The 21,331-nt window shown below is 54.8% G+C and carries 15 protein-coding genes; 11 read left to right on the top strand and 4 right to left on the bottom strand.

Features of this window, described 5'->3' with window-relative positions:
• Positions 1-460 precede the first annotated feature (460 nt).
• Positions 461-2,440, top strand: a complete 1,980-nt coding sequence (speA, locus tag BLU64_RS08080; RefSeq protein ID WP_026741620.1) for a biosynthetic arginine decarboxylase — start codon at positions 461-463, stop codon at positions 2,438-2,440.
• A 270-nt stretch (positions 2,441-2,710) separates the two neighbouring features.
• On the opposite strand, the gene loiP is transcribed toward speA, so the two are convergent.
• On the bottom strand, positions 2,711-3,463 hold the full coding sequence (loiP, locus tag BLU64_RS08075; RefSeq protein WP_026741621.1) for a metalloprotease LoiP: 753 nt from the start codon (positions 3,461-3,463) through the stop codon (positions 2,711-2,713).
• 359 nt (positions 3,464-3,822) lie between these two features.
• Here loiP and tkt point away from each other — a divergent pair, with 359 nt between their 5' ends.
• The 6 genes from tkt (at position 3,823) to BLU64_RS08045 (ending at position 11,488) form a co-directional block, all read left to right on the top strand.
• Positions 3,823-5,817 (top strand): transketolase, encoded by a 1,995-nt coding sequence (tkt, locus tag BLU64_RS08070; protein ID WP_026741622.1) that lies wholly within the window; start codon positions 3,823-3,825, stop codon positions 5,815-5,817.
• Positions 5,818-6,148: 331 nt separating this feature from the next.
• Positions 6,149-7,165 carry an erythrose-4-phosphate dehydrogenase gene (gene epd, locus BLU64_RS08065; RefSeq protein WP_026741623.1) on the top strand — a complete coding sequence of 339 codons (1,017 nt, stop codon included), beginning with the start codon at positions 6,149-6,151 and terminating at the stop codon, positions 7,163-7,165.
• Between the two features lie 68 nt (positions 7,166-7,233).
• On the top strand, positions 7,234-8,397 hold the full coding sequence (gene pgk, locus BLU64_RS08060) for a phosphoglycerate kinase (RefSeq protein WP_074728340.1): 1,164 nt from the start codon (positions 7,234-7,236) through the stop codon (positions 8,395-8,397).
• A 109-nt stretch (positions 8,398-8,506) separates the two neighbouring features.
• On the top strand, positions 8,507-9,586 hold the full coding sequence (gene fbaA / locus BLU64_RS08055) for a class II fructose-bisphosphate aldolase (protein ID WP_026741625.1): 1,080 nt from the start codon (positions 8,507-8,509) through the stop codon (positions 9,584-9,586).
• Between the two features lie 132 nt (positions 9,587-9,718).
• Positions 9,719-10,588, top strand: coding sequence for a small-conductance mechanosensitive channel MscS (gene mscS, locus BLU64_RS08050; RefSeq protein WP_026741626.1), 870 nt, complete (start codon positions 9,719-9,721; stop codon positions 10,586-10,588).
• A 174-nt stretch (positions 10,589-10,762) separates the two neighbouring features.
• The gene (locus BLU64_RS08045; RefSeq protein ID WP_074728338.1) at positions 10,763-11,488 is read left to right on the top strand and encodes an oxidative stress defense protein; all 726 of its coding nucleotides are present in this window, start codon (positions 10,763-10,765) and stop codon (positions 11,486-11,488) included.
• Positions 11,489-11,522: 34 nt separating this feature from the next.
• Here the strand turns inward: BLU64_RS08045 and BLU64_RS08040 are convergent, their stop codons facing one another.
• On the bottom strand, positions 11,523-12,416 hold the full coding sequence (locus BLU64_RS08040; protein WP_074728336.1) for a LysR family transcriptional regulator ArgP: 894 nt from the start codon (positions 12,414-12,416) through the stop codon (positions 11,523-11,525).
• A gap of 192 nt (positions 12,417-12,608) precedes the next feature.
• Between BLU64_RS08040 and rpiA the strand changes: the two genes are divergently transcribed.
• Positions 12,609-13,271, top strand: coding sequence for a ribose-5-phosphate isomerase RpiA (gene rpiA / locus BLU64_RS08035; protein WP_026741629.1), 663 nt, complete (start codon positions 12,609-12,611; stop codon positions 13,269-13,271).
• A 304-nt stretch (positions 13,272-13,575) separates the two neighbouring features.
• Positions 13,576-14,808 (top strand): phosphoglycerate dehydrogenase, encoded by a 1,233-nt coding sequence (gene serA, locus BLU64_RS08030; RefSeq protein WP_026741630.1) that lies wholly within the window; start codon positions 13,576-13,578, stop codon positions 14,806-14,808.
• A gap of 55 nt (positions 14,809-14,863) precedes the next feature.
• Here serA and BLU64_RS08025 read toward each other — a convergent pair whose 3' ends face one another.
• Entirely contained in the window at positions 14,864-15,868 is a 1,005-nt protein-coding gene (locus tag BLU64_RS08025) for a zinc-binding alcohol dehydrogenase family protein (RefSeq protein WP_026741631.1), read from the bottom strand.
• A 124-nt stretch (positions 15,869-15,992) separates the two neighbouring features.
• Here BLU64_RS08025 and BLU64_RS08020 point away from each other — a divergent pair, with 124 nt between their 5' ends.
• Positions 15,993-16,892: a LysR family transcriptional regulator gene (locus BLU64_RS08020; RefSeq protein WP_026741632.1), complete on the top strand. Its 900-nt coding sequence runs from the start codon at positions 15,993-15,995 to the stop codon at positions 16,890-16,892.
• A gap of 328 nt (positions 16,893-17,220) precedes the next feature.
• Here BLU64_RS08020 and ettA read toward each other — a convergent pair whose 3' ends face one another.
• Positions 17,221-18,885: an energy-dependent translational throttle protein EttA gene (gene ettA, locus BLU64_RS08015; protein ID WP_074728334.1), complete on the bottom strand. Its 1,665-nt coding sequence runs from the start codon at positions 18,883-18,885 to the stop codon at positions 17,221-17,223.
• A 428-nt stretch (positions 18,886-19,313) separates the two neighbouring features.
• Here ettA and sltY point away from each other — a divergent pair, with 428 nt between their 5' ends.
• Positions 19,314-21,242, top strand: coding sequence for a murein transglycosylase (sltY, locus tag BLU64_RS08010; RefSeq protein ID WP_074728333.1), 1,929 nt, complete (start codon positions 19,314-19,316; stop codon positions 21,240-21,242).
• Positions 21,243-21,331: the final 89 nt, after the last annotated feature.

The following is a 21,331-nucleotide window of genomic DNA, read 5'->3' as shown; positions in this document are numbered from 1 at the left end:
TGATATGCTTGGTTTTTTGCCGTTTCCATTATTGGCCAGACCGCACAGCCTGCGGCCTGCTGGGAGGTGATAGGATTAATGATCCGTTGTTTGTTCCGTGAGTCGCGCTCTCCGCGACGCGCCGTCGCCGCTATGGCGCTTTCGTATCATCTCTTTCCGCTTTCAGCCCAGCATTGTCTTTCCCGCAGTGCGACGCAGGATTCCCGCGCCGGCTGACCCTCTTTCATTCCTGTGCAGATGGACGCCGCGCGTTCTTCTGATGATGGTTTCCCTGGATTTTTACCGAAACATATCTCGGAGCCTGACATCGTGCTTTACACTGAAAAGAGTCACAAAACGACGGCATACTACTCTCTGCCGGGCCCTGCATCATTCGTGGTGCAGGCTGAACGCCTGTTTCAGGTTGTCTACGCTGGAGCATCCATGATTGACGATAACGCTACAACAGAAGGGGACTGCCATGTCTGACGACATGATCCATTCGCACTCGTCAGCGGCGGGTAAGCACGACAATGTACGCTCCATGCAGGAGGTGGCCATGAATGACCGCGACGCTAGCGAAATGCTGCGCACCTACAATATTGCCTGGTGGGGCAATAACTATTATGACGTCAACGAACTGGGGCATATCACCGTTTGTCCCGATCCGGAGGTGCCTGAAGCGCGTGTCGACCTGGCTAATTTGGTGAAAGAGCGTCAGGGGAAAGAAGATCGTCGTTTGCCTGCGCTGTTCTGCTTCCCGCAAATCCTGAAGCACCGTCTGCGCTCTATCAACGGCGCGTTCCAGCGTGCTCGCGAATCTTTCGGCTACGAAGGCCGCTACTTTTTGGTTTATCCAATCAAGGTGAACCAGCATCGCAGAGTGATCGAGTCGCTGGTGAACTCCGGCGAACCGCTGGGGCTGGAAGCGGGTTCCAAGGCGGAGCTGATGGCCGTGCTCGGTCATGCCGGCATGACCCGCACCGTTATCGTCTGCAACGGTTACAAAGACCGCGAATATATTCGTCTGGCGCTGATCGGCGAGAAACTGGGGCACAAAGTGTACCTGGTGATTGAGAAAATGTCGGAAATCCGGCTGGTGCTGGAAGAAGCGGAGCGTCTGAACGTGGTGCCGCGTCTGGGCGTACGCGCCCGACTGGCCTCTCAAGGCTCCGGCAAATGGCAGTCCAGCGGCGGCGAAAAATCCAAATTCGGACTGGCGGCAATACAGGTACTGCAACTGGTCGAAATGCTGCGCGAGGCCAACCGCCTGGAAAGCCTGCAATTGCTGCATTTCCACCTCGGCTCTCAGCTGGCGAATATCCGGGATATCGCGACCGGCGTGCGCGAATCGGCCCGCTTCTATGTCGAACTGCACAAGCTGGGCGTGAATATTCAGTGCTTCGACGTGGGCGGCGGTTTGGGCGTGGACTATGAAGGGACGCGCTCGCAGTCGGACTGCTCCGTGAACTACGGCCTGAACGAATATGCCAACAACGTCATCTGGGGTATCGGCGACGCCTGTAACGAACATGGTCTGCCGCATCCAATGGTGATCACCGAGTCCGGCCGTGCCCTGACAGCGCACCATACGGTGCTGGTGTCCAACATCATCGGCGTGGAACGTAACGAGTTCAGCGAGCCGGAAGCGCCGGGTGAAGACGCCCCGCGCGCGCTGGAAAGCATGTGGTCGACCTGGAATGAGATTACCCAAACGGGCAACCGTCGCTCCCTGCGTGAATGGCTGCACGACAGTCAGATGGACCTGTACGATGTCCACACGCAATATGCGCACGGCATGTTGGATCTGACGCAGCGGGCGCAGGCGGAACAACTTTATCTGAGCATCTGCCAGCGTATTCAGCAGCAGCTCGATCCCAGCAATCGCGCGCACCGACCCATCATCGACGAACTGCAAGAGAGAATGGCGGACAAGCTGTACGTCAACTTCTCGCTGTTCCAGTCTATGCCGGATGCGTGGGGTATCGACCAACTGTTCCCGGTGCTGCCGCTGGAAGGGCTGGATAAACTGCCGGAACGTCGCGCGGTCTTGCTGGATATCACCTGCGATTCCGATGGCGCGATCGACCATTATATTGATGGCGACGGTATTGCCACGACCATGCCGATGCCGCCGTACAATCCGGAAGATCCGCCGCTGCTGGGCTTCTTTATGGTGGGCGCCTATCAGGAAATTCTGGGCAACATGCATAACCTGTTCGGCGACACCGCCACCGTGGACGTTTTCGTCGGAGAAGACGGCAAGGTCGACATTGTGGAGTCGGACGAAGGCGATACGGTTGCGGATATGCTGGAGTACGTACAACTGAATCCGGATGTACTGATGTCTCGCTTCCGCGATCAGGTAAATGCGGCTCAGCTACAGCCGGAGCTGCGGGCGCAGTTCCTGCATGAGTTCGAGACCGGGCTGTACGGCTACACCTACCTTGAAGACGAATAACATCTCCCGAAGCGTCACAATACAAGAAGGCTGAGTGTGAACTCAGCCTTTCTTCTTTCTGCCGTCATCATGCCGAGATTTCAGGTCATAGACGTTGTCCTCTGGGACTTCGCGCCATGTTAGCAAGCGACCGATGATAAGGCATTCGAGCCGTAGGAATGGACAGAGTAATGCGATGAAGACCTCGGGCGGGATAAATGAGCTGTGGTGGCGGAGATCAGTGAAAAGGGCGCCGCGGCGCCCTTTGTCTTTATCTGAAAGCATCCGCGATTATTTGTTTTCGGCGATACGCTTGCGGATATGTTCGGCGCGTTCTTTAGACGCCGGGTGGGAGTCAAACATGCTGCTGTCGCGGCCTGCATCCATCTTCGCCAGTTTCTCGAAGCTGGTCGCCAGACCTTCGCGGTTGACGCCACGCTTTTTCAACAGATCGAAGGAGTAGTCATCAGCCTGAGATTCCTGAGCCTGAGAGAACTGCGCGTTAACCAGCGCTTCGCCCAGATCGGCCAACTGAGACTTGGACAGCGTAGCGGCAACGCCGCCCGCAGACGCGGCTGCGGAGCGTGCCGCTTCTGCCGCGTAAGCGACCTGCATGGCTTTACGGGTGTGGCCCAGCGCGACGTGGCCCATTTCGTGGCCCAGTACACCTTCCACTTCGTTATCGTCCATCATGTCCATTAGGCCGCTGTAAACGCGGATGCAGCCGTTAGCCATCGCCCAGGCGTTGACGTCTTTCGTCAGGTAAACTTTGTAATTAGCCGGGGTGCCGTTGATGTCGTGACCGAGTGAGTTGGCGATTTTATTCAGGCGTTTGGTGTATTTGCTGTTGGCGGGTGCGATGCTCGCCTCTTTATCCATTTCCTCACAAGACTGCGTGCTCAGCGTTTTCACGTCTGAATCACTCAGAGAGGCGGCTTTGAAAGCCTGGGTGCCGGACTGCAGCATTTGTGCTGCGTCCATGCTCTTACAGCCGCTTAATGACGTTGCCATGACGATCGCTAACAGTGAAACTCGTAATTTCATCCCTTATCTCCCTAGGATTGTAAGTAAAAACAACACGTCTTCGACTAAAGACGTAATAAAAACGTGGATAATGTAAGGGAATGTACATGGTATTAATAGGAATAAATTCAGAACATTTAATTCGTCAGGAAATAGTACGCTGTAACCCTGAATGGATGGGCAACGGGGAAGTTTAACGGGGCTGAAACGGCATAGATCCCCCGTCCCAGAGGCGTTTTGGCGCGTACGGTACCCAGTGCATTCGACTAGGTTTTCATGTACATTTAAAACTATCTCTTCTTGGTCTTTTCGGGCTAACGTTCTGATTTATATATCGTGTGTTCGGCAAGACACTTGTTCAATCCGATCTGGAGTAAAGCATGTCCTCTCGTAAAGAACTTGCCAATGCTATCCGTGCGTTGAGCATGGATGGTGTGCAGAAGGCCAAATCTGGCCATCCGGGCGCACCGATGGGTATGGCCGATATCGCCGAAGTCCTGTGGCGTGACTACCTCAATCATAATCCTGCTAACCCGCACTGGGCGAACCGCGACCGCTTCGTGCTGTCCAACGGCCACGCCTCCATGCTGATCTACAGCCTGCTGCACCTGACCGGCTACGATCTGCCGTTGGAAGAGCTGAAGAATTTCCGTCAGCTGCATTCCAAAACGCCGGGTCACCCGGAGGTCGGCTATACGCCGGGCGTAGAAACCACCACGGGTCCGCTGGGGCAGGGGATCGCCAACGCGGTCGGTATGGCTATCGCCGAGCGTACGCTGGCGTCGCAGTTCAACCGCCCGGGGCATAACATCGTCGATCACCACACTTATGCGTTCATGGGCGACGGCTGCATGATGGAAGGGATCTCGCACGAGGTCTGTTCACTGGCGGGGACGCTGAAGCTCGGCAAACTGACCGCGTTCTACGATGACAACGGCATTTCCATCGATGGTCACATCACCGGTTGGTTCACGGACGATACGGCCGCTCGCTTTGAAGCCTACGGCTGGCACGTGATCCGTGGTATCGACGGTCACGATGCGGATGCGATCAAACGCGCCATCGCCGAAGCTCAACTGGTGACCGACAAACCGTCTCTGCTGATGTGCAAAACGGTCATCGGCTTTGGTTCGCCGAACAAGCAGGGTACGCATGAAGTGCATGGTGCTGCGCTGGGCGATGCCGAAGTAGCCGCAACCCGAGAAAATATCGGCTGGAACTACGGTCCGTTCGAAATCCCGGCCGACATCTACGCCGAGTGGGATGCCCGCGACGCGGGACAGCGCAAAGAAGCTGACTGGAACAAGGCGTTCGACGCTTACGCCAGCGCCTATCCGGATCTGGCCGCTGAATTCCGTCGTCGTGTCGACGGCGAACTGCCGGCAAACTGGCAGGCGGAATCCGCCAAATATATTGAAGAACTACAGGCCAACCCAGCCAGTATTGCCAGCCGTAAGGCTTCTCAGAATGCGCTGGAGAACTACGGCAAGCTGTTGCCTGAATTCCTGGGTGGATCGGCAGATTTGGCGCCAAGCAACTTGACCATGTGGTCAGGCTCCAAGCCGCTAAATGAAGATCCTGCGGGCAACTATATCCATTATGGTGTGCGCGAATTTGGTATGACCGCTATCGCTAACGGGATTGGCCTGCACAGCGGTTTCATTCCTTATACCGCGACCTTCCTGATGTTCGTGGAGTATGCGCGTAACGCGGTACGTATGGCGGCGCTGATGAAACTGCGCAGCATCTATGTTTATACCCATGATTCCATCGGTCTGGGTGAAGATGGTCCGACTCACCAGCCTGTTGAACAGCTGGCGAGCCTGCGTGTTACGCCGAACCTCAGCACCTGGCGTCCGGCTGACCAGGTCGAAACCGCCGTGGCATGGAAATATGCGATTGAACGTCAGGATGGTCCTTCCGCTCTGATCCTGTCTCGTCAGAATCTGGCGCAGCAGGAACGTACCGCTGAGCAACTGGCGAATATCGCCAAAGGCGCTTACGTACTGAAAGACAGCGAAGGTCAGCCTGACCTGATCCTGATCGCTACCGGTTCTGAAGTGGAACTGGCCGTGGCGGCTTGGCAGCAGCTGACGAACGACGGCGTGAAGGCGCGCGTGGTTTCCATGCCTTCTACCGACGCGTTCGACAAGCAGGATGCTGCGTACCGTGAATCTGTCTTGCCTGCCGCCGTCAGCGCGCGCGTGGCGGTGGAAGCCGGTATCGCCGACTACTGGTACAAATATGTCGGCCTGAACGGGGCGATTGTCGGCATGACCACCTTTGGCGAGTCTGCTCCGGCCGAGCTGTTGTTCAAAGAGTTTGGTTTCACAACCGAAAACGTGGTCGCAAAAGCGAAAGCCTTGCTGAAATAAGTACTGCGTTTGCCGAAACAGGCCGGGGAATTTCCCCGGCTTTTTTTATCTTCGATCCCTGCTTTTTCAATGCGACAAGTAGTTGTATTCATTTTTTTGACGTACGTCACTCTTCTGGCACATGCCCGTGGGGACGATTCCCTTTGACAATGAATTCGTTTATGCTAGCTGAAGCGTTTCAGTCATCGGAGCAGTCACCCATTTCCGCTCAATCAGCCGGGTTTTACGGGCCGATGACGAAGAGAACGCAAGGTATAACCAACGGTTTATTCCTGACGATGTACTGATTATTCTATAGGACCAGCGGTTTTATCATTGCACAGGGAATTTCATGACGATCCGTATTGCGATAAACGGTTTTGGTCGGATAGGACGCAGTGTACTGCGGGCTCTCTATGAGTCCGGACGGCGCGCCGAGATCTCCGTCGTCGCGATCAATGAACTGGCGAATGCCGAAGGGATCGCTCACCTGCTCAAATATGACAGCAGCCACGGCCGTTTTTCGTGGGATGTCGGTCAGGAATGCGACCAGTTGTACGTGGGGGATGACATCATCCGCCTGCTGCACGAGCCGCAGCCGCACAACCTGCCCTGGAAAGAACTGGGCGTGGACATCGTGCTGGACTGTAGCGGCGTTTACGGCAGTCGGGCCGATGGCGAAGCGCATCTGGCCGCTGGCGCCCGCAAAGTGCTGTTTTCGCATCCTGGCACGCCAGATCTGGACGCCACTGTGGTGTACGGTGTCAACCACAATGATTTACGGTCCGAGCACCGTCTGGTGTCGAACGCATCCTGCACCACCAACTGTATTATTCCCGTGATAAAACTGCTCGATGACGCATTTGGCATTGAAAGCGGCACCGTCACCACCATTCATGCTTCCATGAACGATCAACCGGTGATTGACGCCTATCACCATGATTTGCGTCGCACGCGTGCGGCCAGCCAGTCAATCATTCCGGTGGATACCAAACTGGCGGCGGGAATCACGCGGTTTTTCCCGAAGTTTCAGGATCGTTTCGAAGCGATATCCGTGCGGGTTCCCACCACGAACGTCACGGCGATCGATTTGAGCGTTAGCGTGAGATGTAAAGTAAACGTCTGCGAAATCAACAACCTGCTGCAAAGCTCAGCGCGAGGGGCATTTCGTGGTATAGTTGACTACACAGAATTACCGTTAGTTTCGGCCGATTTTAATCACGATCCGCACAGCGCGATCGTGGACGGAACACAAACCCGGGTCAGTGGACATCATCTGATAAAAACACTGGTCTGGTGCGATAATGAATGGGGCTTCGCCAACCGTATGTTGGATACAACTCGGGCAATGGCGGCCTGCGGATTCTAGTACGCGGCGGCGGTTCTGCCGACGCCTCGCTCAAGCAACTTTAAGAGAATCAACCAAGAGGATTCACCATGGCTGTAATTAAGATGACCGATCTGGATCTGGCTGGCAAACGTGTGCTGATCCGTGCGGATCTGAATGTACCGGTTAAAGCTGGCAAAGTGACGTCCGATGCGCGTATCCGCGCATCTCTGCCGACAATCGAAAAAGCGCTGAAGCAGGGTGCCCGCGTGATGGTGACTTCCCACCTGGGTCGTCCTACCGAAGGCGAATACAACGAAGAATTTTCTCTGCTGCCGGTTGTTAACTACCTGAAAGACAAACTGTCTTCACCCGTCCGTCTGGCGAAAGACTACCTGGAAGGCGTTGATGTCGCGGAAGGCGAACTGGTTGTTCTGGAAAACGTCCGCTTCAACAAAGGCGAGAAGAAAGATGACGAAGTGCTGGCGAAAAAATATGCCGCGCTGTGCGACGTATTCGTCATGGACGCCTTCGGTACGGCTCACCGCGCTCAGGCTTCGACTCACGGCGTAGGTAAATTCGCCCCCATCGCCTGCGCAGGTCCGCTGCTGTCTGCTGAACTGGAAGCGCTGGGCAAAGCCCTGGGCAAACCGGCTCGCCCGATGGTCGCAATCGTCGGCGGTTCTAAAGTTTCCACCAAACTGACCGTTCTGGACTCTCTGTCTAAAATCGCTGACCAGCTGATCGTCGGTGGCGGTATCGCCAATACCTTCATCGCGGCTCAGGGTCACAACGTGGGTAAATCCCTGTACGAAGCGGACCTGATTCCGGAAGCGAAAAAACTGCTGGAAACCTGTGATATCCCGGTACCGAGCGATGTGCGCGTGGCGACTGAGTTCTCAGAAACTGCAAGCTGCACGATGAAATCCGTCTCTGAAATCAAAGACGACGAACAGGTGCTGGATCTGGGCGACGTTTCTGCAGAACGCCTGGCTGAAATCCTGAGAAATGCCAAGACTATCCTGTGGAACGGTCCGGTAGGTGTGTTCGAATTCCCGAACTTCCGTAAAGGCACCGAAGTGATCGCTCAGGCGATTGCCGATAGCGACGCTTTCTCTATCGCGGGCGGCGGCGACACCCTGGCTGCTATCGACTTGTTCGGCATTGAAGATAAAATCTCTTACATCTCTACTGGCGGCGGCGCCTTCCTTGAGTTCGTTGAAGGTAAAAAACTGCCAGCCGTAGTGATGCTGGAAGAACGCGCTAAGCAGTAATATCGAACGACGGGAGAGGTATCTCCCGTTTACGGTTGCCTCTATGCTGAGGTGGAGGCGACCGTTGCTATCTCTAACCCCCCACGGCCAACGAAACAGGACACGTAACATGTCTAAAATCTTCGATTTCGTAAAACCTGGTGTCATCACTGGTGATGACGTACAGAAAGTTTTTGCAGTCGCAAAAGAAAACAAATTTGCCCTGCCCGCCGTTAACTGTGTCGGTACCGACTCAATTAACGCCGTGCTGGAAACCGCTGCAAAAGTTCGCGCACCTGTCATTGTGCAGTTCTCCAACGGCGGTGCTGGCTTTATCGCAGGTAAAGGCCTGAAATCCGATGTTCCGCAGCAAGCGGCTATCCAGGGTGCTATCTCTGGCGCGCATCACGTTCATCAGATGGCTGAATACTATGGTGTTCCGGTTATCCTGCACACTGACCACTGCGCGAAGAAACTGCTGCCGTGGCTGGACGGACTGCTGGACGCCGGCGAAAAATTCTTCGCGGCTAACGGCAAACCGCTGTTCTCTTCTCACATGATCGACCTGTCTGAAGAGTCTCTGGAAGAAAACATCGAAATCTGCAGCAAATACCTGACTCGCATGGCGAAGCTGGGTATGACGCTGGAAATTGAACTGGGTTGCACCGGCGGTGAAGAAGATGGCGTAGATAACAGCCATCTGGACAACTCCGCGCTGTACACTCAGCCGGAAGACGTGGCTTACGCGTACGAAAAACTGAACGCTATCAGCCCGCGTTTCACCATCGCGGCTTCCTTCGGTAACGTACACGGCGTTTACAAGCCGGGTAACGTCCAGCTGACTCCGAAAATCCTGCGCAACTCTCAGGACTTCGTTTCTGAAAAATACAACCTGCCGCACAACAGCCTGAACTTCGTGTTCCACGGCGGTTCTGGTTCTACTGCTGCGGAAATCGAAGAAGCGGTTGGTTACGGTGTGATCAAAATGAACATCGATACCGACACCCAGTGGGCTACCTGGGAAGGTATTCTGCAGTACTACAAGAAAAACGAAGGCTACCTGCAGGCACAGCTGGGTAACCCGGAAGGCGCTGACAAGCCGAACAAGAAATACTACGACCCGCGTGCATGGCTGCGTGCTGCGCAGAGCACCATGATCGCCCGTCTGGAACAAGCCTTTAAAGAACTGAACGCGATCGACGTTCTGTAATAAATACAATCTAAACGGCTTCAATAAGGCTCCTTCGGGAGCCTTATTTTTACTGCAGTTTTATACAAATGACGGTAGATTTTGGTGTGAGTGAGTGAATCAGTTTAGCGAGTTTCAAACAGGAGTGAGTCAATGGAAGATTTAGGTGTAACAGAAAGCGTCAGTCGCGTGCAGACCTGGTTGACCAACAACCAACATGTGCTGCTGGAGTATGCAGTAAATATTATTTCCTCGCTGGTCATTCTGATTGCCGGATTGATTGTCGCGCGGATCTTGTCCCGCACGCTGAACCGCCTGATGCGGGCGCGGAGTATTGATGCTACGGTTGCGGATTTCCTCTCCGCCATTGCGCGTTACGGCGTGATTGCATTTACACTAATTGCCGCGTTGAGCCGCATCGGCGTACAGACGGCATCGATTATCGCCGTGTTGGGTGCCGCCGGTTTGGCCGTAGGTTTGGCACTGCAAGGCTCATTGTCTAACTTTGCTGCTGGCGTGCTGATTGTCATGTTCCGTCCTTTCCGTACCGGCGAAACGGTCGATCTGGGCGGGGTGAGCGGTACCGTCACTCAGGTGCAGATTTTCTCCAGTACGTTGCTGACGGTTGATGGTCGAATCATCGTCGTCCCGAACGGCAAAATCATCTCCGGCAATATCATCAACAGCTCCCGCGAGCCGAATCGTCGTACCGAGATCATCGTGGGCGTCGCTTACGATGCGGATATCGATGTGGTGAAAAAAGTGCTGGGCGATATCATCAATGCGGATGAGCGTATTCAGAAAGATAAAGATGTCGTGATCCGGTTGAACGAAATGGCAGCCTCCTCTCTGAACTTCGTTGTGCGCGTATGGACAAGCAACGCAGACTCCACCGTGGTGTACTGGGACTTGCTGGAAAACTTCAAGCGCGCGCTTGATGAACACCAGATCGGCATTCCTTACCCGCAGATGGATGTGCATCTGCACCAGACCGCGACGGCGGAACCCGCCGACAAGGCGTAAATCAGACCTTTCTTTTTATGCGCTGCCCACACGCTTTACGGTCAGCGCATTTCCATTCTTCATTTTCCTTTTGTTTACCAAACCCCCCTGCCAATCTTTAGAAACTCTCCTATATTGTGGGGGAGCCACCTCACGTATGGTGTGCATTGCCGTCATAATTTGAAAGGAGAGAGTGTGAAACTCAAGACACTGACATTGGCTGCGATTATCGGTATGGGGACGCTATCCGCCGCGGCTACAGCCAACGAGTTGCCTAATGGCCCGCATATCGTCACCTCTGGCTCAGCCAGCGTAGACGCCACGCCGGATATCGCCCGACTGGCTATTGAAGTCAGCGTGTCCTCCAAGGATGCCGCTGACGCTAAAAAACAAGCGGACGCCCGCGTTGCGCAATATTTCGATTTCCTCGCCAAACAGGGGATCGACAAAAAGGATATCAATGCGGCTAATATCCGCACCCAACCTGAATACGATTATCTGAAAACCGGCGGTAGCGTGTTGAAAGGCTATAGTGCCGTCCGACAGGTGGAAGTGACCGTACGTCAATTGGATAAGTTAAACGAGCTACTGGATGGCGCGCTGAAGGCCGGCCTGAATGAAATCCGTACGGTCGATCTGAGCGTATCTCATCCCGATACCTATCGGGATCAAGCTCGCCAGAAGGCGATTGAGCAGGCAAGCAGCCAGGCGAAGGCGTTAGCCGGTGGTTTCAAAGCGACGCTGGGGCCGATTTACAGCATTCGCTATCACGTCGCCAATTACCAGCCGGTGCCGGTGGCTCGTATGCTGAAAGCGTCGGATGCCGCCGTACAGACGATGGCGTCACAGACCTACGAACAGCAAACCATTCATTTCGACGATCAGGTCGACGTCGTATTTGAGTTGCAACGTCAGCCCTGATCCCCCGATTTCGCGGGCGCGGAGCATACTGCGATCAAGGCTGACGCAGCACCCGACGCCCGTGTTCCAACAGCGCATCCGTCACTTTACGCATCATCCGGCTTTCCGGCGCGAAGCGATGCCAGTACAGCATCCGGCGCTGTAGCAGGCCGGGTGTAAGATCGATCAGCTCGCCATTAGCCAGCTCACGTTCGATCTGCAGGTGGGGGATCATGCAGCAGGTGGTGCCCTGACGGGCCAACTGAACAAAAGCTTCCGACGAGTTCACGATATGGCAGGGGACGCTGCCGGGCGACAGGTCGAAGTTTTGCTGTAAAAACGCCTGATGCATGTCATCCAAATGGTCGAAAGCCACCGCCGGTGCGCGCAGCAGGGCGGAGCGCGTGACGCCGTTTGGAAAATAGCGTGTGGCGAATTCCGGCGAGGCGACGAAAAGATAGTCCAACGCGCCTAGCGCGTCGACCAGACAGCTGGGCAGGGGCTGCGGTTGAATACTGACGGCACCGACTACCTCGCCGCGTCGCAAGCGTTCCTGCGTGCGCGTTTCGTCCTCAACCTGCAGATTCAGACGTATCGGGGAATCCGCCAATACAGACTGCAATGCCGGCAGCAGCCAAGTCGCCAGACTATCGGCGTTGACCGCCAGCGATAGCAGGAGAGGGGCCTCGCTGCTATTTTCATCGCCAAGCCATTCTTCTTCCAGCAGTTCAACCTGATGCAGCAACGCCAACAGCTTTTGCCCCTGTTCGGTCGGACGGGGAGGGATCGTTCTGACCAACAGCGGCTGACCAAAGAGATTCTCAAGCTGCTTGATGCGCTGCGATACGGCGGATTGAGTAATGCAAAGTTTCTGTGCTGCGCGTTCAAAGCCCCGCTCGCGGATTACGGCGTCCAGGGCCTGAAGAGTGCGATAGTCCGGGCGTTTCATGAAGGGGGAAAGTTCCTGTGAATAATATTACTCTTTTCACTATGCCATAATTTTTGGCGTCACCTCTCTAATAAATGACGCGTTTATCTGCGAACTCCTCAAATTTGCGTATACGCAAACGCTAAATCACGCCTTTTAGGTAACGTCTGCCTTATAATACGCACACTTTTTAAAGCAACAGGCAATCAGACCATGACACAGGATGAACTCAAAAAAGCCGTCGGCTGGGCCGCGCTGGATTACGTGCGCCCCGGTACTATCGTCGGTGTTGGCACAGGCTCGACGGCGGCGCATTTTATTGATGCGCTGGGCACCATCAAAAATCAGATCGAAGGCGCCGTGTCCAGTTCGGACGCCTCTACAGCCAAACTGAAGAGCCTGGGTATTCCGGTGTTTGATTGCAATGAAGTTGATGTGTTGGACGTTTACGTGGACGGCGCGGACGAAATCAACGGCCCTATGCAGATGATTAAGGGCGGGGGCGCGGCGTTGACGCGTGAAAAAATCGTCGCCGCCATCGCCCGGCAGTTTGTCTGTATCGTCGATGCCACCAAACAGGTCGATATTCTGGGGCGTTTCCCGTTGCCGGTTGAGGTGATCCCTATGGCGCGGTCTTACGTCGCGCGGGAACTGGTCAAATTGGGCGGTCAGCCGGAATATCGTCAGGGGGTCGTGACCGACAACGGCAACGTCATTCTGGATGTGCATAATCTGAATATTTCTGACGCGATTGCGATGGAGAACCGAATTAATGGTATCGCCGGTGTGGTGACGGTCGGTCTGTTTGCCAACCGTGGCGCGGATGTCGCGCTGGTGGGAACGCCGGATGGCGTGAAAACGATTAAGCGCAGCTAGTCAGGGATAGTCTCGCGCCGTCTCTCTCCGGCCTGTTTGGGCAGGCCGGATTTGTGGCAATCAGGCGCAATTTTTTTACCCGGCATTTTTGGTGCTTAATATCACTTTTTCTTATTTGGCACGGCCACTATAGGGCCGGCTTCTTATTTAGCAGCATTTTTTGCCACAAATGTCGCTTTACGGTGCCGCTTCCTCGCGCCGGGAAGCAATCGTTTGTATTGCCGCCCGCGTAATTTTTGTTATGTTTGCAGGCAATGGTTTTGCAAACCGTCACATCTGAAGTCTGAAAAAATAAGGTCGGGAAATGGCAAAGGTATCACTCGAAAAAGATAAGATTAAATTTCTGTTATTAGAAGGTGTACACCAGAATGCGGTCGATAACCTGCGTTCCGCCGGATACACCAACATCGAATACCATAAAGGCGCGCTGGATCCGGAAACGCTGAAAGAGTCGATTCGCGACGCTCACTTCGTCGGCATTCGTTCGCGTACGCACCTGACCGAAGAGATCTTCGCTGCGGCGGAGAAACTGGTTGCCGTCGGGTGCTTCTGCATCGGCACCAACCAGGTTGAATTGCCGTCCGCCACCAAGCGCGGTATCCCGGTCTTTAACGCGCCGTTCTCCAACACCCGCTCCGTCGCAGAGCTGGTCATCGGCGAACTGCTGCTGATGCTGCGCGGCGTTCCAGGGGCTAATGCCAAGGCACACCGCGGCGAATGGCACAAACAGGCTATCGGCAGCTACGAAGCCCGCGGAAAAAATCTCGGGATTATCGGCTACGGTCACATCGGTACTCAGCTGGGTATTCTGGCGGAAAGCCTGGGCATGCATGTTTATTACTATGACATCGAAAGCAAACTGTCTCTGGGCAATGCGCAGCAGGTTAATCAGCTGTCCGACCTACTGAAAATGAGCGATATCGTCAGTCTGCACGTGCCGGAAACCGAGAGTACACAAAACATGATCGCGGCTGACGAACTGGCTCAGATGAAGCCGGGCGCCATGCTGATTAACGCCTCACGCGGTACTGTGGTGGATATTCCCGCGCTGTGTGAAGCCTTGAGCAGCAAGCATCTGTCCGGTGCGGCGATCGACGTTTTTCCGCAAGAACCGGCCTCCAACAAAGAACCGTTCCTGTCGCCTCTGTGCGAATTTGATAATGTGCTGCTGACGCCGCACATTGGGGGGTCTACCCAGGAAGCCCAGGAAAACATCGGTGGGGAAGTGGCTAGCAAGCTGGTGAAATATTCCGACAACGGCTCTACGCTGTCCGCGGTGAACTTCCCGGAAGTCTCTTTGCCGACCCACAGTGCCCGCGCCAGCCGTCTGCTGCATATTCATGAAAACCGTCCAGGCATCATGACGCAGTTGAACACCATTTTTGCCAACGAAGGCATCAACATTGCCGCGCAGTATCTGCAAACCAGCGCTGATATTGGCTATGTCGTGATTGACGTGGTCACCGACAGCGCTGACACCGCGTTGCAGTTGATGAAATCTATTCCGGGCACCATTCGCGCCCGCCTGCTGTACTGATTATCGTCTTTATCTCTGTCAGAAAACCGGCCCTGTGAGGGCCGGTTGTGTTTTTTTACTGGCAGTCGATGACGATTTTGCCTTGAGTATGCCCTTCCAATACGGTTTTATGCGCGGCGGCGAGTGTTTCCGTCGTTAATCCGTTTAGCACCTGGCTGGCGGTTCCTTTCAGTTTGCCTTCGTCGACGTCACGAGCGATCTGCTGCAATATTTCTCCCTGTCGGCTCATGTCTGGCGTGGAGTACATGCTGCGGGTAAACATGAACTCCCAATGCAAGGCGGCGCTTTTGAGCTTGAGCTGCGTTTGGTCCAGCGGATGCGCATTTTCTACAATCGTGCAGATTTGGCCCAAAGGCGCAATCAACTGACCTATGGCGTCCCAGTGACCGTCGGTATCGTTGAGGCAGAAGATGTAATCCACCTGCTCGAATCCTTGCTGTTTGACCTCATCCACCAGATTACGGTAGTTCACTACGTGGTGCGCGCCACGCCGCTTACACCATTCGACAGAGTCCGGACGGGAGGCCGTGGTGATAATGGTCACCTTGCTGTGCAATGCGGCCAGGGAGATGGCCATGGAGCCTACGCCGCCCGCGCCGCCGATAATCAGCAGCGTCTTGCCGGCTTCCGCGTCCTGTATTTTCAGGTGTTCGAACAGTCCTTCCCAGGCGGTCAGCGAGGTCAGAGGCAGCGCCGCCGCCGCCGCCCAGTCCAGCGTTTTGGGTTTATGCGCGACAATGCGAGAGTCGATTAACTGATGAGTGCTGTTGCTGCCGGGGCGGGTAATATCGCCGGCATACCAGACCTCATCGCCTTCCTGAAACCCCGTTACCGCAGAGCCGACCTTCAGTACGATGCCACTCGCGTCCCATCCCAGGGTACGCGGCGTCTTCAGGCCGTCGGCGCGTAGCATCGCATGCACTTTGGTATCTACGGGGTTGATGGAAACCGCTTTGACGGCCACCAAGAGATCGTGGTCGCCCGGAGACGGGATGTCCTGAGTGATTTCAATAAAATTTTCCGGTTGTTTAGGATCAACCGCGATCGCTGTTGCTGTCATAGTGAACTCTCCCATTCTGCAAGGTATTGGAGTCGATGTAGCTGTGGATCACAGTGTAGAACGACAGAAGGAGGCTGATAAGATGTACAATAAATAACGCAGTGTTCGAAAAAGAAGAACAATTATGTTTAACCAACTAAAAGATATGGCGCTGTTCGCATTAGTCGCTGAGAGCGGTAGCTTCACACAAGCCGCACAGCGGGCGGGCATGGCGAAGTCGAGCCTGAGTCAGCGCGTCAGCCTGTTAGAGCAGCGGCTGGGACTGCGGTTGATGAATCGCACCACGCGTAAAATCAACCTTACGTTCGCTGGCGAGCGCTATCTGATTCATTGTCAGGAGATGCTGCAGGCGCAGGAGCGCGCGGAATTGACGATCCAGCATCTGCGGGATAATCCGAGTGGTCGCTTACGCATTACCAGCCCGGCGGGCGTGGGGGCTACTCTGCTGGCGGGATTGACAGCAGAGTTTCAACAGCGCTTTCCTGCGGTCATGCTGGAAGTGTCGGTATCGGATAACGTGATCGATTTGGTCGCCGATGGGTTTGACATTGGCTTGCGCACCGGTAAACCACAGGATTCATCCCTGATAGGGCGAGCACTGGGATTTACGCCGCGTTATCTGGTGGCGTCCACCGGTTATCTGGAACGCGCTGCGTCGCTGACGCATCCGCGTCAGCTACAGGAGCACAGTTGCATCGCGCATCGTGCCTGGAGCGAGTGGGTTCTGCATCGGGGAAAAGAGTACTACCACTGTATGCTGCCGCGCTCTCATGTCACGGACAACTTGCTCTACGCTCGCGCATGTGCGATTGCCGATGGCGGCATTACGCTTCTTCCCGAATTTTTGAGTCGAGAAGCTATCGCCACCAGAACGTTGGTAAGGGTGTTGCCGCAATGGCAGGCGGAGCCGAACGATCTGTATCTTGTCTATCCCAGTCGTAAATTGAACTCGCCTGCGCTGGCTTGTTTCATTGATTTCATGTTGCAGCACGAGGTTTTCTTCCCACAAGCGTCAGAGACTTAACACAGTGGATAGCGCCCTTGTTTCTGGCTAATGACAGAGTCGCCTTCGTCCGATGTGTCGCGAAGCTGAGGGCCGCGCTGGAGGGGCCGCTTTTGATATTCATTGATATGGTCGATAGCCATGCAGACCAGACTGATGTCGAGCTATCCATAGGGAAAAGAGATGAGTCGGGTTTAGAGGAGCGGTGCCGTTAGGTACGTAATCGGTTTACTGAACGGTGTAAGCAAACCCGGTCAACAATGCGTGAAGAACTATTTTGGAGCCGATGAGGCTTATAAAGGAGGCCCGCACTGGGGCGAGCCTCATGACTTAAACTTCATCGAAAACGTTACGCCATTTTTTTGTACTTAATGCGATGAGGCTCCAACGCTTCCGCACCCAGCGTGCGCTTCTTGTACTCTTCGTATTCGGTGAAGTTACCTTCGAAGAACTCGACTTTGCCCTCATCCTGATAATCAATGATGTGGGTCGCGATACGATCCAGGAACCAGCGGTCATGCGAGATAACCATGGCGCACCCTGGGAATTCCAGCAGGGCGTTTTCTAACGCTCGCAGGGTTTCGATATCCAGGTCGTTGGTCGGTTCATCAAGCAGCAGCATGTTGCCGCCGACCTGAAGCAGCTTCGCCAGATGGAGACGACCGCGCTCACCACCCGACAGTTCGCCGATGCGTTTGCCCTGATCCACGCCTTTGAAGTTGAAACGGCCGACATAGGCGCGGCTAGGCAGCTCGAAGTTGCCGATGCGCATAATATCCTGACCGCCGGAAACTTCTTCCCAGACGGTTTTACTATTATCCATGTTATCGCGGAACTGGTCGACGGAGGCCAATTGAACGGTTTCGCCCAGGCTGATTTCGCCGCTATCTGGCTGTTCCTGACCGGATAACATACGGAACAGCGTGGATTTACCCGCGCCGTTCGGGCCGATAATGCCCACAATCGCGCCTTTTGGCAGAGTGAAGGAGAGATTGTCGATCAGGACGCGATCGCCGTAAGACTTGTGCAGGTTAGTCACTTCCAGGACCTTGTCGCCGAGGCGCTGACCGGCCGGGATAAACAGTTCGCTGGTTTCATTACGCTTCTGGTACTCAACGCTGTTGAGTTCTTCAAAACGAGCCAGACGAGCTTTGCCTTTTGACTGACGGCCTTTAGCCCCTTGTCGAACCCACTCCAGTTCTTTCTCGATGGACTTGCGACGTGCCGCTTCGGCAGACGCTTCCTGTGCCAGACGCTGGTCTTTTTGCTCCAGCCAAGAGGAGTAGTTGCCTTCCCACGGGATCCCTTCGCCACGGTCAAGTTCCAGAATCCAGCCTGCCACATTGTCGAGGAAGTAACGGTCATGGGTGATCGCCACGACCGTGCCTTCATAATCGTGGAGGAAGCGCTCCAGCCACGCGACGGATTCGGCATCCAAGTGGTTGGTCGGTTCATCCAGCAGCAGCATGTCCGGTTTTTCCAGCAGCAGCCGACAAATGGCGACACGGCGACGTTCGCCACCCGAGAGATTGCCGATTTTGGCCTCCCACGGCGGTAGACGCAGCGCATCGGCCGCGCGTTCCAGCTGATTGTCGAGGTTGTGGCCATCATGCGCCTGGATGATCGCCTCAAGCTCGCCCTGTTCTTTGGCGAGTTTATCGAAGTCCGCATCCGGCTCGGCATAGGCCGCGTAGACTTCGTCCAGACGACTCAGCGCCTGTTTGACTTCACCGACCGCTTCTTCAATAGCTTCGCGTACGGTCTGCTCCAGATTTAACTGGGGCTCCTGCGGCAGATAGCCGATCTTGATGCCGGGCTGCGGACGAGCCTCGCCTTCAATGTCTTTATCAATTCCGGCCATGATGCGCAGCAGTGTTGATTTACCGGCTCCGTTCAGACCAAGTACGCCGATCTTGGCGCCCGGGAAAAAGCTGAGGGAGATATCTTTCAGAATATGGCGTTTCGGCGGAACAATTTTGCCGACGCGGTGCATGGTATAAACGTATTGAGCCACGTTGCTCTGAGCCTCTCTCTATCAATGTTGGTGCGGCGGCAGACAGTTTCGTCGCACCGTAGGGGAATCGGTCGGATGCGGGCATAGCTCGCTAATCCGGCCGATGAGTTCACTGTGAAGAAGTTTAGCTGTTTTCAGCCAGCGATCCCAGCCATCAAGCGTTTTGGACGTTTGCTGTGCGTAACGGATTCCAAGAGGATGCAACGACAGAGTAAAGTTTCATTGATAACTGGGAACCTGCTCGGAAATGGCATAAATACCGTTAATTTTCCGAGTGATGAATATTCCATGCTGGCGTATCGTTGTCTTACTGGATGTGCCACACTTAGCGGATATGACAAGCCTGACGGCTGTTAGACAGGCTCATCGGTGCTGGGAGCATGGGCGCCTGCGGGCAGATAAACGATAACGAATGAGGTCAGCGTAGTATGTTCAAAGTGGTGTATTGGCGCTATGCCCTGGTGGCAGTTTCTCTGGCTGGAGTTTCGATTGCCGCGCAGGCTGATTCCCTTACCAGTCAACGTGAACGCTATCAGCAGGTGAAGGCTGCCTGGGATGCGAACCAGATGGATACCGTGGCGCAGTTAATGCCTACCCTGCGGGATTACCCGCTTTATCCTTATTTGGAATATCGTGCTCTGACGCAGGATTTGACGCAACTGACGAGCATTCAGGTGAAGCAGTTTATCGCGTCGCATCCCACACTTCCCGTCACTCATAATTTGCAGACCAGCTTTATTAACGAGCTGGCACGGCGTGAGGACTGGCGGGGATTGCTGGCGTTCAGCCCGTCAATGCCCAAACCGATGGCCGCCCGCTGCAATTATCTTTATGCCAAATGGGTCACAGGGCAGCGTCAGGGCTTATGGGAGCAGAACCGAGATATCTGGTTGAATGGTCATTCGCTGCCGGCGAGCTGCGACAATTTGTTGACGTCCTGGCAGCAGTCGGGAATTTTGACGCCCTCGGTGGTTCTTGAACGTATCCTCCTGGCGATGGATTCGGGTAGTAGTAGTTTAGTGGCGCATCTGGTGCGGCAATTGCCGCCGGACTATCAAACCATCGCCGATGCGTTGAGCGCGCTGCAACGCGATCCGATGACGCTGGAACATTTCGCCCGTACCGTCGGGCCGACGGATTTCAGCCGTAAAGTCACGCTGACGGCGTTTAAACGCGTTGTCCGTCAGGATCCTGATGAGGCGCGTTCCATGTTGCCCATTATCGTGCGTTTACAGGGGTTGAGTAGTAGTGAGCGCAGCAAGATGGAAGAAGACGTGGTATGGCGTCTGATGGGGAAAGAGATCTCTGGCGAGCAGGCGGAATGGCGTGATGCGGTGATACAACGTAGTCAGTCAACCGCCTTGCTGGAACGTCGCGTGCGAATGGCGTTGGGAGAAGGCGACCGACGTGGACTGGCGGTGTGGTTGGCGCGCCTGCCCGCCGAGACATTGCAAAAGGACGAGTGGCGATACTGGCGAGCTCGGCTGGCAATCGAAAATGGGCAACGTGCAGAAGGCGAAGCGCAGCTGCGTGAATTGATGAAAGCCCGCGGTTTCTATCCCATGATCGCAGCGCAGCAGCTGAAAACCCAATATCCCTTAACGATCAAGGTGGCGGCCAAACCCGATCGAACGGTGGAGCAACTTGCTGAAGTCGCGCGTATTCGTGAGCTGATGTACTGGCATATGGATAATCTGGCGCGCACCGAGTGGTCAGGGCTGGTGGCGAGTCGTGAGCGGTTACAACAGGAGGCGCTGGCTCGTTTTTCATTCGATCAAGGCTGGTACGATCTTAGCGTTCAGGCCACGATTATCGCCAAGATGTGGGACAACCTGGAAGAACGTTTCCCGCTCGCCTGGAACGATGAATTCCGTCGTGCGACTCAGGGCAAAGACATATCTCAAAGCTATGCGATGGCGATAGCGCGACAGGAAAGCGCGTGGAATTCTCAGGCGAAGTCCGCCGTGGGCGCGTCAGGTCTGATGCAATTGATGCCGGCGACAGCGTTGCACACTGCCAAAAAATTTGATGTCGCGAGCTATTCCAATAGTGCACAGCTCATGGATCCGCAGACCAACATCGAGTTGGGTACGCTCTATTTGGAGTATGTTTACCAGTCGTTTGGTCAAAACCGCATTCTGGCGTCTGCCGCGTATAACGCTGGGCCGTCTCGGGTCAATACCTGGCTGGGAAACAGTAACGGGCGTATCGACGCCGTCGCGTTTGTGGAAAGTATCCCGTTTTCGGAAACACGGAATTACGTCAAAAATGTGCTGGCTTATGACGCGTATTATCGCTACTTCTTGAAACATAACTCGCCGGTGTTAACGGACAGCGAATGGCAGCACCGCTATTAGACTGGCTGCAGGTCAAGGTCGTCGGAAGTGGCTACTTTGGCCAGATAACGCATGCAAAGGTGTTTTACGATGTAAATTCGTTTCTTAAA

It is taken from the genome of Lonsdalea quercina (assembly GCF_900107885.1).
GTDB lineage: Bacteria > Pseudomonadota > Gammaproteobacteria > Enterobacterales > Enterobacteriaceae > Lonsdalea > Lonsdalea quercina.
This window is presented reverse-complemented; position numbering and strand designations above follow the sequence as displayed.

Coding starts and splice junctions, on each gene's coding strand:
- speA (WP_026741620.1), top strand. CDS start 461: ATGTCTGACGACATGATCCATTCGCACTCGTCAGCGGCGGGTAAGCAC.
- loiP (WP_026741621.1), bottom strand. CDS start 3,463: ATGAAATTACGAGTTTCACTGTTAGCGATCGTCATGGCAACGTCATTA.
- tkt (WP_026741622.1), top strand. CDS start 3,823: ATGTCCTCTCGTAAAGAACTTGCCAATGCTATCCGTGCGTTGAGCATG.
- epd (WP_026741623.1), top strand. CDS start 6,149: ATGACGATCCGTATTGCGATAAACGGTTTTGGTCGGATAGGACGCAGT.
- pgk (WP_074728340.1), top strand. CDS start 7,234: ATGGCTGTAATTAAGATGACCGATCTGGATCTGGCTGGCAAACGTGTG.
- fbaA (WP_026741625.1), top strand. CDS start 8,507: ATGTCTAAAATCTTCGATTTCGTAAAACCTGGTGTCATCACTGGTGAT.
- mscS (WP_026741626.1), top strand. CDS start 9,719: ATGGAAGATTTAGGTGTAACAGAAAGCGTCAGTCGCGTGCAGACCTGG.
- BLU64_RS08040 (WP_074728336.1), bottom strand. CDS start 12,416: ATGAAACGCCCGGACTATCGCACTCTTCAGGCCCTGGACGCCGTAATC.
- rpiA (WP_026741629.1), top strand. CDS start 12,609: ATGACACAGGATGAACTCAAAAAAGCCGTCGGCTGGGCCGCGCTGGAT.
- serA (WP_026741630.1), top strand. CDS start 13,576: ATGGCAAAGGTATCACTCGAAAAAGATAAGATTAAATTTCTGTTATTA.
- BLU64_RS08025 (WP_026741631.1), bottom strand. CDS start 15,868: ATGACAGCAACAGCGATCGCGGTTGATCCTAAACAACCGGAAAATTTT.
- BLU64_RS08020 (WP_026741632.1), top strand. CDS start 15,993: ATGTTTAACCAACTAAAAGATATGGCGCTGTTCGCATTAGTCGCTGAG.
- sltY (WP_074728333.1), top strand. CDS start 19,314: ATGTTCAAAGTGGTGTATTGGCGCTATGCCCTGGTGGCAGTTTCTCTG.